At 72.2% G+C, this 12,467-nt stretch carries 9 protein-coding genes; 5 read left to right on the forward strand and 4 right to left on the reverse strand.

The annotated features are described in order from the left end of the window. The 3 genes from D7W79_RS43880 to D7W79_RS28665 form a co-directional block, all read left to right on the forward strand. On the forward strand, positions 1 to 704 hold a 704-nt coding region (locus D7W79_RS43880), incomplete at its 5' end, for a hypothetical protein (RefSeq protein ID WP_158617074.1). Between the two features lie 223 nt (positions 705 to 927). Then, entirely contained in the window at positions 928 to 4,218 is a 3,291-nt protein-coding gene (locus tag D7W79_RS28660; RefSeq protein WP_244222018.1) for a Kelch repeat-containing protein, read from the forward strand. Positions 4,219 to 4,254: 36 nt separating this feature from the next. Continuing rightward, positions 4,255 to 5,976: an OmpA family protein gene (locus D7W79_RS28665; RefSeq protein WP_244222019.1), complete on the forward strand. Its 1,722-nt coding sequence runs from the start codon at positions 4,255 to 4,257 to the stop codon at positions 5,974 to 5,976. A gap of 144 nt (positions 5,977 to 6,120) precedes the next feature. On the opposite strand, the gene D7W79_RS28670 is transcribed toward D7W79_RS28665, so the two are convergent. Next, the gene (locus D7W79_RS28670) at positions 6,121 to 6,894 is read right to left on the reverse strand and encodes an HAD family hydrolase (protein ID WP_120528568.1); all 774 of its coding nucleotides are present in this window, start codon (positions 6,892 to 6,894) and stop codon (positions 6,121 to 6,123) included. Between the two features lie 106 nt (positions 6,895 to 7,000). Here D7W79_RS28670 and D7W79_RS28675 point away from each other — a divergent pair, with 106 nt between their 5' ends. After that, positions 7,001 to 7,561, forward strand: coding sequence for a sugar O-acetyltransferase (locus D7W79_RS28675; protein WP_120528569.1), 561 nt, complete (start codon positions 7,001 to 7,003; stop codon positions 7,559 to 7,561). Positions 7,562 to 7,567: 6 nt separating this feature from the next. Here D7W79_RS28675 and D7W79_RS28680 read toward each other — a convergent pair whose 3' ends face one another. After that, complete coding sequence (locus D7W79_RS28680) at positions 7,568 to 9,136, reverse strand: FAD-dependent monooxygenase (RefSeq protein ID WP_120528570.1); 1,569 nt, start codon at positions 9,134 to 9,136, stop codon at positions 7,568 to 7,570. Positions 9,137 to 9,266: 130 nt separating this feature from the next. Between D7W79_RS28680 and D7W79_RS28685 the strand changes: the two genes are divergently transcribed. Then, on the forward strand, positions 9,267 to 9,965 hold the full coding sequence (locus D7W79_RS28685) for a TetR/AcrR family transcriptional regulator (RefSeq protein ID WP_244222020.1): 699 nt from the start codon (positions 9,267 to 9,269) through the stop codon (positions 9,963 to 9,965). Here D7W79_RS28685 and D7W79_RS28690 read toward each other — a convergent pair. After that, a complete protein-coding gene (locus D7W79_RS28690; protein ID WP_120528572.1) occupies positions 9,957 to 11,147 on the reverse strand; it encodes an excinuclease ABC subunit UvrC in 1,191 nt (396 codons plus the stop codon). The two genes, D7W79_RS28685 and D7W79_RS28690, sit on opposite strands and share 9 nt — an antisense overlap. Positions 11,148 to 11,276: 129 nt before the next feature. Continuing rightward, complete coding sequence (gene tgt, locus D7W79_RS28695; protein ID WP_120528573.1) at positions 11,277 to 12,446, reverse strand: tRNA guanosine(34) transglycosylase Tgt; 1,170 nt, start codon at positions 12,444 to 12,446, stop codon at positions 11,277 to 11,279. Between the last annotated feature and the right edge of the window lie 21 nt (positions 12,447 to 12,467).

Here is a 12,467-nt window from a genome sequence, read left to right on the forward strand (position 1 = left end):
CGACGGAGGAGGCGGGGCTGGGGGTGCGGGTGTTCCGCTTCGCGTTCAGCCAGTTCCATCCCCGGGCCACCGGGCCGGCGTACCTGTCGAGCGGGCTGGTGCTGGCGAAGCTGCCCCGGGGCGTGCGTCCGGAGTGGGAGGAGCCGGGGTTCTACTTCGCGCACTACTACCGCGAGGAGCTGTGGCCCGAGGCAGTGGAGGAGGCGCGCCGGGGCGGCGTGCTGGGGCCGCGCGCGGCGTGTGCGTACATCGATGCGCTGCTGGCGAAGGCGGACGACACGGTGGAGCTGGACTGGCCCGTGGAGCAGGGCACGGCGACCTGGGACTGGCTGACGCGCGTCTGTCTTCCGGCGGTGACGGGGAGCGAGGCGCGGACGCGGCAGCTGCTGGAGGGCGGGTACGGGGGCGCGAGCGGCACGGGGAGCTTCCCCTTCGGCCACCTGGACGGAGGGCCCTGGCATCCCCCGGAAGGCCTGGCGGAGCCCGAGGGCGTGGGGCACGCGGAGTTCATCCTCGGGGACCTGGAGCACCTGCTGCCGGAGCTGCCGAAGGACGGCGTGCTGCTGGCCGCGCCCCGCTGGATGGCGGTGGGACAGACCCGGGATTCACCCGCGCTGCGCCGGGCCGACATCTCGAGCGAGGAGGCCGGAGGCTTCGGCCTGTTCAACGCGGCCGCGCATGACGTGGGCGAGGACGATGATTGACGGGCGGATTCTGGGTGGGCGGATCGCCCTGCTCCGTCTGTCGTGCGCTTCGGATCCGACGCGCTACGCGCGCAGACCCCGGAGCAATGGATAACCGCACCGGATTTTTTCACGCATTGCCCCAGCACCCAGCGCACTGATAATCCGCCACCCGGAGTGTTCACGTCGAGCGGCGGGCCAACGGTCACGTTCGCGCCAGCCCTCGCGGATCGGGGTTTCATCGATGCGGTCACAACGCGCTGTCTGGAGCGGGCTCCTGCTGTTCTGCGCGAGCCTGGGCCTTCTGTCCTGCGGCGGCAACGAGCGCCCGGCACCGGAGGGCGCCCGCACCGCGACCTCCCGTCTCGCGACGCCGGCGGCCTGGTACGCCACCGCGTCCATGGCGGCGCCCCGCGCGCAACATGCGGCCGTCCTGCTCCCGGACGGGAGGCTGCTGGTCGTCAACGGCGTCAACCGGATCGGGTTCGTGACCGGGGCGGAGCTGTATGACCCGGCCACAGGCGCCTGGGCCTCCGCGGGCACCACCGGGCTCCAGGGCAACGTCACGCAGGCCGTGCTGCTGCCCACCGGCAAGGTGCTGGTGCTGACCGACGGCTCCGCCGCGGGACGTCTCTACGACCCCGCGACGGGCGCCTGGACCGCCACGGGCAACATGTCCACCACCCGCGGCCTCTTCACGCTCACGCTGCTGGGCACGGGGCAGGTGCTGGTCGCGGGCGGCGTCGGCGCTGGCGGCGTCCGGCTCACGTCGGCGGAGCTGTATGATCCGGCCAGCAACGCCTTCGTTCCCACCGGCGCCATGACCCTGGGCCGGAACGCGCACACCGCCACGCGGCTGCGCGACGGGCAGGTGCTCGTGGTGAGCGGCTTCAACCAGACCGACGAGGTGCCCGGCGCGGACCGCTACAACCCCTCGACCGGTACCTGGACCGCCGCCGCGGCCCCGCTGGTCGCCCGCCACTACTCCTCCAGCACCCTGCTCCCCGACGGCCGCGTGCTCGTCGCGGGCGGCTTCGCGGGGGCTGCTTCCACGGCCCAGTCGGAGATCTATGACCCGGTGGCCAACACCTGGACCGCCACGGGCAGCCTCTCGTTCCCGCGCGCCGGTCACGCGGCCACGCTGCTTCCCGATGGCCGCGTCCTCGTCACCGGCGGCTCCGTCTTCCGCTCCGCGCCGCAGATTGAATCGGAGATCTACGACCCCGCCACCGGCACCTGGACGGCCGCGGGCACGATGAACGTCGCCCGCGAGAACCACACCGCGACGCTGCTGCCGAAAGGAAAGGTGTTCATCGCGGGCGGCTACACCTCGGCCCCGGCCCTGGCCTTCTACGCGGAGACGGAGGTCTACGACCCCGCCGTGAGCCGGTGGTCGCCCGCGGGCGCCATGGGCACACCCCGGGCGGATCCCCTGTTGGCGCTGCTGCCCACGGGCCAGGTGCTCGTCGCGGGCGGCCGCGCGGGCACCGGTTCGTCGGCGGCGGTGGAAGTGTATGACCGCGCGAGCAACAGCTGGCGCTCCGCCCCCGCGCTCGCCGTGCCGCGCGAGCGCGCGACCGCGACCGTCCTGCGCTCCGGCCAGGTGCTGGTCGCCGGTGGCCGCAACGAGACCGTCTCGACGTCGTCCGCCCAGCGCTACGATGCCACCACCGGGACCTGGCTCCCCACCGCCTCCCTCCTCGGCCCGAGGCACCTCCACACCGCCACGAGCCTTCCGGATGGCCGGGTGCTCGTGGTCGGCGGCCAGCGCAACACCACGGTGCTCGTCTCCACGGAGCTGTACTCGCCCGACACCGACACCTGGACCACGGCGGCTCCCGTCGCCATTCCTCGCGCCGCCCATGGCGCGGTGCTGCTCCACAACGGCAAGGTGCTCGTCGCGGGCGGCCATGAGAACAGCGGCGCGGAGACCAACACGGCGGAGCTGTACGACCCCGCCACGAACACCTGGGCTCCCGCGGCGAGCCTCGCCGAGGCCCGCGACGAGCTGACGCTGACGCTGCTGCCTTCGGGCCAGGTGCTGGCCGTGGGAGGAATCGCCGGCATCACGGAGCTCACGTCCGCGGAGCTGTACGACCCCGGCACGGACACCTGGACCCCGGTGGGGTCGCTCGCGCAGCCGCGCCAGCACCACACCGCCACGCTGCTGCCCTCCGGCAAGGTCCTGGTCGCGGGCGGTCTGACCACGGCGGCCGCGTTCGCCGACACCGCGGAGGTCTATGATCCCCAGCTCCGCATCTGGACGTCCGTCGCGGATCCCACCACGCGAGGGGGCTTGAGCGCCGCCGCCCTGCCGTCGGGCGAGCTCCTCCTCGTCGGCGGCCCGGGCACGCCGAACGCCGAGCTGTTCGACGACACCGGCGCCCTCCCCGCGTGGCGGCCCACCGTGACGAACCCGGCGACCCTCGTCGCCGGCTGCCCCACCGCCCTGGAGGGCCTGCTGTTCCGGGGCATCTCCGGTGCAAGCTCAGGCAACAGCGCCGACTCCCCCACCGACTTCCCCCTGGTGCGGCTGCGCGCCGCCGAGGGCGGACGCCTCTGGACGCTCCCCAGCAGCAGCACCACGGACACCCGCGCGACGGTGACCGTGCCCACCGGCACGCCGCTGGGCACCTACGGCCTCTCCGTCTTCGCCAACGCCATTCCCGGTGGACGCACGGTGACCCTCGTCGCCAACCGTCCCCCGACGGCGGCGGACCAGACGGTCACCGTCCCGAAAGACACGGCGGTGGAGCTCGCCCTGACCGGCACGGATCCAGACCCCGGCCAGCTGTTGTCCTACACGGTCGTCACCCAGCCGCAGCACGGCACGCTCGGCACCAGCGCGCAGGGGCACCTCCAGTACACGCCCGAGCCCGGCTACGTGGGCAGCGACAGCTTCACCTACCGGGTCCGCGACTGCGCCGACGACAGCAACGTCGCGACCTTGACCCTCAACGTGGTGGATGCCGTCCCCACCCTCACCTGCCCCGCGAACGTCACCGCGGAGGCGACGGGGGCGGACGGCGCCATCGTGAACTACGACCCCGCGGTCCTGGAGCCGGCGGGGCTCCCGGTGATCTACTCGCAGGCGTCGGGCTCGCGCTTCCCGCTCGGCACCACGACGGTCACCGCGACCTCCTCGGGCCTCACCTGCACGTTCCAGGTGACGGTGCAGGACACCACCGCTCCCGCGCTGACCTGCCCCGCCGACATCCTGGTGGGCCCGGGTGAGCCGGTGACGTTCGAGCCCACGGCCACGGACGCGGTGACGGCCTCGCCGACGGTGACGTCGTCGCCCGCGTCGGGCAGCACCTTCGCGCCGGGCGCCACGCAGGTCACCGTCACCGCCACGGATGCCGCGGGCAACACCGCGCAGTGCACGTTCCAGGTCCGCGTCCAGGCGGAGGTCGTGGAGATCGCCGGCGGTGGCTGCGACAGCTCCGGCGGCACCACGTCCGCGCTGGCGCTCCTCGCCGCGCTGGCGGCCTGGACTCATTCGCGCCGTCGTCAGAACCCGGCTGGGGAGAACTGAGACATGCGCTCCTTCTTTTCTCGAATGGACCTTCCCTTGCGTACAAAGGCTCAGAGCTGGGCGCTGGCCGCGCTGCTGGCCACCGCCGTCTCCCCCACTGCCTTCGGGCAGACCACCACGAGTCCCCTCCGCCCGCTGGACCTGGAGCGCCTGCGCTTCCAGCCGGCGGCGACGGACTCCATGCTGGTGGACACCGGCCGCGTGCTCCCCGAGGGCGGCTACCGGCTGCTCCTCATGGTCAACTACGAGCGCGGCATCCTCCTGCTCCAGGGCAGTGACGGACTGGAGCGCTCCATCCTCCACTACCGCACCGCGGGCTGGCTGGCCGGCGCGTGGTCGCCGGTGGACCGGTTGGAGTTCTCCGCGAAGCTGCCCGTCATCATCGCGCAGGGCGGCCACGGCGCGGAGCAGCTGGTCGGCGTGCGCGAGCCGGACTCGTTCGGCCTGGGCACGCCGGAGCTGGGCGTGCGCTACGAACTGCTGCGGCGGGAGGAAGGCGCGCCGGTGTTCCTGGGCCTGGGCCTGGACATCGGGCTGCCGGGCGGCACGGCGGACGCGTTCGGCCGTCAGGCGGGCTGGGCGGGGTTCCAGATCGCGCCCCGCGTGTCGGTGAGCCGCGAGCTGGGGCCCGTGGTGCTGGGCGCCAACGCGGGCGTGCGGATCCGCTCGAAGGAAGTGGAGCCGGGCCGCGACGTCGGCACCGAGCTGGAGCAGGGCGTGGTGGTGGCCACGCGCGGCAAGGGGCTGCGCGGGGAAGTCGCGCTGCAGGCCGCCGAGTCGCTCGTGGAGTCGGACCTGGCGCTGGAGCTGCTGGGCGGCGTGCGGCTGCCGGTGGGCGCGGGCTTCGAGGCGTTCGCGCTGGCGGGGCATGGCTTCACGGACATCCCGGGCACGCCGTCGTTCCGCCTGGGCGCGGGCATCGCGTACGCGAACGAGCCCGAGCCCGTGGACCGCTGCCGCACCGGCCGCAGCCACACGCCGGAGCAGTGCCCCAACGAGGACGACGACGGGGACTCGGTGGCCAACAAGGACGACCGCTGCCCGCTGGAGGCCGGCTCCGTCGAGAACAACGGCTGCCCGGACAAGGACTCGGACGGCGACGGCGTGGTGGACCGCGAGGACCAGTGCCCGTCGCAGGCGGGAACGGCGCGCGACCACGGCTGCCCGGCGCCGGACGCGGACAAGGATGGCGTGCGGGACGACGAGGACGCCTGCCCGAACGAGGCCGGCCCTGCGTCCGAGCGTGGCTGCCCCGTGAAGGACACGGACAAGGACGGCGTGCCGGACAAGGACGACGCCTGCCCGAACGAGGCCGGTCCCGCGTCCGAGCGTGGCTGCCCCGCGAAGGAGCAGAAGCCGCCCGAGGAGACCAAGCCCCAGCCGCCGCCGCAGGAGGAGAAGCCCGCGGAGACGACGTCGCCGCTGGAGCACATCGTCCAGTTCCCGGTGAACCAGTCGGAGTTCCAGGAGAACGAGCAGCAGCAGCTGGATGCCATCGCGGCGTACCTGAAGGCGAACCCGAAGCTGAGCATCCGGATTGAAGGCCACACGGACAACAGCGGTCCGGAGGAAGCCAACCGCACGCTCAGCCAGCAGCGCGCGAACCGGGTGCGTGCGTACCTCATCCAGAAGGGCATCGCGGGCTCGCGCATGGAGGCGAAGGGCTTCGGCCCCGACCGTCCGCGCGTGTCCAACGAGACGCCCGAAGGCCGCAGCGCGAACCGCCGCGTGGAGTTCGTGCCCGTGTCGGAGCGCTGACCTCCGCCGCATCAACGTGACGCCGCTTCGTGGACACCCACGAAGCGGCGCACCGGAGTTCATCCCCATCTCGGGGCGCTGACACTCCCTCCCGCATCACCGTGCGCCGCTCCGTGGACACCCACGAAGCGGCGCACAGTCGTTTCAGGCCTCTTCGGGTTGCAGCTGCACCAGCGCCGGCAGCTCCGCCGCGCGGTCCCGCAGCCGGACCTTGGGACGGATGGCCACCGGAACGCGGGCCGCCGCGAGCAGGTCCAGGTCGAACACGTTGTCGCCAAAGGCGGCGTAGAGCGGCCGGTCCGTGCGCTGCCTCAGGCAGGTCACCTTGCCGGGGCCATAGGGTACGGGCTCGAAGACGGACGTCTGCAACCGTCCGCCCTCCTCCTTCGGCGTGCACGCCAGCACGAACTCGGGCGTGAGCCCCACCTCGCGCACCGCCGCCTCCACCACCGCGCGCGGCGACGCGCTGACCACGTAGCAGTCCACGCCCTGTCCTCGGGCCCACTCCACCACGCGGCGGGCTTCGGGATGGATGCGGTGGGCCACGCCCTTGCGCGCCACCACCTCCTGGGCGAAGCCGCGCATCTCCTCCGCGTGCCAGCCCGCGAAGATCCACGCCATCATCTCGTAGGTGTCCTTCTCCGGCAGCTGGCCGGCCTCGAACGCCTTGAACAGCGCGTGCGCCAGCGTCACCGCGTCCGGATGCGCGTCCACGCCGTGGCGGGCGCCCAGCCGTTCCAGCGCCACGCGGGCCTCGGGCCGCACACCGCCGTGCTCCAGCAGGGACATGAACAGATCATCCCCCACGTCCCCGCTCCACAACGTGCCGTCCCCGTCGAAGGCCAGCACCCCGTCCGGTGTCCGCTCCACCTCACGACGGATGCGCTCCAGCGTCTCCTCGACCCGCTCAGTCCTCATGGCCGGCATCCTCGCTGGCCCGACCGTCCAGTGTCACCCGTGTCCGGGAAGGCGGGGCATGGGCTGTTCACCACCGCGCCGTGAAGCCGTGACTACACTCCCAGGCATGGCACGGACCGAGAAAGAGAAGATGCTCGCGGGGGAGCTGTACCTCGCCACCGATCCGCAGCTGATGTCCGAGCGGGCCCGCGCCCGCAAGCTCCTGCGCCGCTACAACCAGTCCACCCAGGACGAACTGCCGGAGCGTGAGAGCCTGCTCACCGAGCTGTTGGGCAAGGTGGGCGCGGGGACGTGGATCGAACCGCCCTTCTACTGCGACTACGGCGAGCACATCCGGCTGGGCGAGCGCGTCTTCATGAACTTCCAGTGCGTCATCCTGGATTGCAACACGGTGACGATTGGCGACGACGTGTCCTTCGGCCCGGGCGTGCAGGTGTACGCGGCCACGCATCCCCTGGATCCGGATGAGCGCATCAAGGGCCCGGAGCTGGGCCGCGCCATCACCATCGGGTCGAAGGTGTGGATTGGCGGCGGCTCCATCATCTGCCCGGGCGTCACCATCGGGGAGGGCTCCACCATCGGCGCGGGCAGCGTGGTGACCCGCGACATCCCCCCGTATGTCTTCGCCGCCGGCAATCCCTGCCGCGTCATCCGGAACCTCCGGTAGCGGTGCTCAGCCCAGGCGCGTCGCGGACGCAGCCTTCGCGAGGGCCTCGCGGAGTGCATCGACCGGCGAGTCCGGCAGGTCGACCGAGCGCCAGGCCACGTAGCCATCCGGGCGGATCAGCGACGCGCCTCCCGCCTTCAGCCCGAAGGCGTTCCGGAACGCCTCGGCATCCACCGGCCGCACGTCCCCGCCCATGCGCACGCACTCCAGCGCGAGGCCTGACGCCCTGGCGACCTGGACCGCGGCTTGCGCCCATCGCTCGTCCTCGGTGATCAGCACCCACGTCCGCTGGAGCAGGTCGAGCGTCGACACCCGCTCACCGCCCTTCTCCACCCAGAGATGGGGCGCGCGCGTGCCGGGCTGACCGACCCACTGGTCGGGCCGGGCTGCGGGAGGCAGCGTCGCGTCCGCGCCCAGCACCGCGTCCGAACGGTAGAGCTGACCGAACTCCATGGCCGCGTCGTCGAGGATGGGCGCGTCGCTGCCCGGCGCCGCCATGGGCTTGAAGTCGTCGCGCGCGAAGATCTGCTGGTGCCGCAGCCACGCGATGGGCCGCCGTTCGGCGTCATACGTGTCGAGCAGCCGGGGTGACGCCGCGCCGGAGTGCACCGCCGCCAGCTTCCACGCCAGGTTGTGCGCATCGTCGATGCCCGTGTTCGCCCCATAACCGCCGCGGTTCGGCGGCAGCGTGTGCGCGGCGTCTCCGGCGAGGAACACCCGGCCCGAGGCGAAGCGGTCCGCGATCAACGCGCTGATCTCCCAGCGGCCCGTGGTGACCACCTCGACCGGCACGTCGTCCCGGCCAATCGCCCGGGCGATGACGGCCCGGAGTTCAGCGTCATCGAGTTCGCGGTCATCCCCGTGGATCAGCAGCCAGCGGCCGTCACCGTAGGTGGTGAGGAACGCCTCGAAGCCCGGCTGCGCGATGTTGAACTGCGAGACGCCCGCCTTCAGATACTCCTGCAACGGCGCCCGGAAGATGACGCTGCGCGCGGTCCGCATGTGGCCCCGCCCGCTCCGGCCAATACCGAGCGCCTCGCGGACCGGGCTTCGATGTCCGTCCGCCGCGACCAGGTAGTCGGCCCGCAGCATCTCCTCCTGGCCATCGCGCCCGCGCAGCCACGCGATGACGCCATCGGCGCCCTGCTCGAAGCGGACCAACTCCGTCCCCAGCCGCAGGTCCGCCCCCAACGCGAGCGCCTGCTCCCGGAGGATGGGCTCCAGGCGATCCTGCGCCATCGCGGCGCCCCGGCACGGCGAGAACTCCAGGTCGGGCACGCTCCGGTCCTCCGGCGTCCAGGCGGACTCCTCGAACCACTGTCCGCTCAGGCTCTCCGCCCGGACCCGGCGCAGACGCATTCCCGGAGGAGCCTGGGGGATGCGCGCGCCCAGGCCCACGGCGCGGAACAGCTCCAGGGTCCGTGGCGTGAAGCCGATGGCCCGGGGATGGGGATGGCTCCCCAGATGCCGCTCGACCACCACGGTCGGAACGCCGCGCCACGCGAGGAACACCGCGGCTGACAACCCCACCAGACTGCCTCCCACCACGAGCACCGCCGTCGACTTCGTCTGCATCCGCGACCTCCGATTCGTCGTATCTGTCGATACAGTGTATCGTCGGATACGGGTTGTCAACGTGGCCGGGATTCGGGCAAGACGGAAGACGATGAGCCCTGGACGCAAACCGAGTGCGAAGAAGGCCCCCGTGGTCTGGGAGCGCCCCGAGCCTGCCCACCGTCCGCCGCCAGTCCCGCTGAGCCGGGAGGCCATCGTGCAGGCGGCCATGGGCCTCGCCGACAAGGACGGGCTCGACGCCGTGTCGCTGCGCAACGTGGCTGCCGCGCTGGAGGCGGGCCCGATGCGGCTCTACGGCTACGTCGCCACGAAGGAGGAGCTGCTGGAGCTGATGGTGGACGAGGTCTACGGGGAGATGGCCGCCGACGGCCGGCTTCGCGGGGACTGGCGCAAGGCCCTGCGCGCCATCGCCCACCGGATGCGGCGGGCTTCACGCAAGCACCCGTGGTTCACCAGCCTGCTGGGCGGTCGTCCCCACCTGGGCCCCCACGCGCTCGCGCACATCGAGGCATCACTGGCCGCGCTGGGGGACACGCCGGGGTTCGAGGACATCGACACCGTCATGCACGCGCTCCGGACGGTCAACGCCTACGTCATCGGCGCCATCCAGGGCGAGGCCAGCGAGCTGCGCTCCGAGCTCCAGAGCGGCAAGACCAAGACGGAGTGGCAGACCGCCACGGGCCCCTACCTCGAGCGGATGCTCGCCACCGGCCAGTTCCCGATGCTCGCGAAGGTCATGCAGGACGCCACGCACCCACCCCTGGACGTGCTGTTCGACCAGGGCCTGGAGTGCGTGCTCGACGGGCTCGCGGCGCGGCTCTCACGCTGACTCGGGCGCGCCCTCAGGCTCCGGTTCCTCCGGTTCCTCCGGGCCCTCCACGGTGCGCTCCAGCGTGCGAGCGAGCGCGGCGCGCGCCTCAGCAGCCTCCTCGAAGGGCTCATCGCTTCCGGCCCGCGCCGGGGCAGGCACCGTCGCCTCCAGCTCCTCCGGATGCAGGCGGAACCACTTCGCGACGAGCATCAACTCCTGGGCCTCCTGCGCGCGGAGGCCCATCGCCTCCGGCTCCGGCATGGCGAAGATGTCCCGCACCCGGGCCTCCAGCGCCGCGTGCTCCTCCGACGTCCGGGGCGCGGGAACCTCCGCGCGGATCCGTCCCCGCCGCAGCACGTACGTGCGGTCCTCGCCGCCGTGCCCGCGCACCGTGTAGACCAGCGACAGCCGCCGCAGCGTGCGCCCCAGCTCGACGATCCACGCCTGCACGTTCTCCAGCCGCTCCGCACGGTCGCGCAGCTCGGCCGCGTACTCGAACTGGAGCCGCCGCGCCGCCATCGCCATGCGCTCGCGCAGGATGCTCAGCGGCCGGTCCGACTCGCCGTTGAGGAACGCCCGCGCCAGCGCGACCTGCGCCAGGTACTCCGCCGTCGTGCACCCGCCCGCGCACGGCGAGAGGCACCGCGCCGTCTGCCCGCGCATGCACCGCGGGTCGTCCTTCATGGGGAAGAGCGGGATCTGATCCGCCAGCCGCATGGGCGTCTCGGACGGGCAGTCGCGCAGCTCCAGCAGGTCGTTCACCGCGCGCACCACGTCCGCCATGGTGTGCCGGCCGTGGAAGGGCCCGAAGTACTCCGCGCTCCCGCCGCCGCCAGGCTGGCCCACCACGCGCAACCGAGGCACGGCCTCGCGCGTGAGCTGGAGGAAGCAGTGCGCGCGGTCGCGCTTGTGCTCCACGTTGTAGAGGGGCCGGTGGCTCTTGATCAGCCGGAACTCATGCAGGAGCGCCGCGAACTCGCTGGCCGTGTACTCCCACTCCACCTGGTGCGCCTGGGAGACGATCTCCCACGCCTTCTCGCCCTCGTCCGCGCGGAAGTACGACAGGAGCCGCGTGCGCACCCGCACGGACTTGCCCACGTAGAGCAGCTCGCCGGCGGGACCGAAGAACCGGTACACGCCGGGCCGGTTCTCCGCGCTCGCGCGGACGTGACTCAGGAGGGTGGCGGCGCGCGGGTCCATGCGGCGAGAGCGCCGGGCCTGTGCGCCCGGGCACCGCAGGCTAACCCGCCACGTCCCGCCGCACCGCCGTTCGCGTCAGGCTTGTTTCAACCCGGCCGGAGGGCGGCCAGCGGAACGCGCGCCCGGACTTCAGCCCACGTCCTTCAACGTCATCGCGGTGGCGGCGGCCTCGTCCTTCAGGTCCTTGGGCGTGGCGATGGCCGACTTCAGCTCGCGGTACGTCTGCGCGTAGCCGTTGCGCAGGATGCCCTCGCGGATGCGCTCCATGAGCTTCTGGTAGTGCCGCACGTTGTGCACCGACAGGAAGCGCGAGCCCAGGTGGTGCTTGCCGCGCATCAGGTGCTGCAGGTAGCCGCGCGAGTAGCGCTTGCACACGTAGCAGTCGCACTCCGGGTCCAGCGGTCCGTCCTCCAGCCGGTACGCGGTGCGGGTGATGCGCACCAGCCCCTGGAACGTGTACGCGTAGCCCTGCTGCGCCATCTTCGTGGGGATGATGCAGTCGAACATGTCCACGCCGCGCAGCACCGCCTCCAGGAGGTCCGTGGGCGTGCCCACGCCCATGAGGTAGCGCGGCTTGTCCTGCGGCAGGGACGCGGTGGCGCGCTCGGTCATCGTGTCGCGCTCCACCTTCGTCTCCCCCACCGCCAGCCCGCCGATGGCGAACCCGTCGAAGGGCAGCTTCGTGAGGAACGCGGCGCTCTCGTCGCGCAGGGCCGGGTGCACGCCGCCCTGGACGATGCCGAACAGCGCCTGGCCCGTGTCGCGCTGCTCCTTCGCGGCGAGGCTGCGCACGGCCCAGCGGTGGGTGCGCTCCATGGCCTCGCGGGTGCCGGCCTCGTCCGTGCGCGAGTCGATGCACACGTCCAGCACCATCATGATCTCCGAGTTGATCGCCTGCTGCATGGCGATGCTCGACTCGGGGCTCAGGAGCTGGCGGCTGTTGTCGTAGAAGCTGCGGAAGTGCGCGCCCTTCTCCGTGATGAGCCGGTCCTCCGGCAGGGAGAAGATCTGGAACCCGCCCGAGTCCGTCAGCACCGCGCCGTCCCACTGCATGAACGGGTGGATGCCGCCGAAGCGCTCGAAGACCTCCGGGCCGGGCCGGAGCATCAGGTGGTAGGTGTTGGCGAGGAGGATCTTCGCCCCCGTCTCCTTCACCTCCTCCATGCCGAGGTGGCGGAAGCCGGCGTGGGTGGCCACCGGCATGAACATCGGCGTGGGGAAGGACCCCTTGCGGGTGTGCAGGATGCCCGTGCGGGCGCCGGTGGGGTCGGTATTCAGGAGTTCGAAGCGGACGGCCATTGTCGGGCCTTATACCCAGCC

Source organism: Corallococcus exercitus, from assembly GCF_003611585.1.
Lineage (GTDB): Bacteria > Myxococcota > Myxococcia > Myxococcales > Myxococcaceae > Corallococcus > Corallococcus exercitus.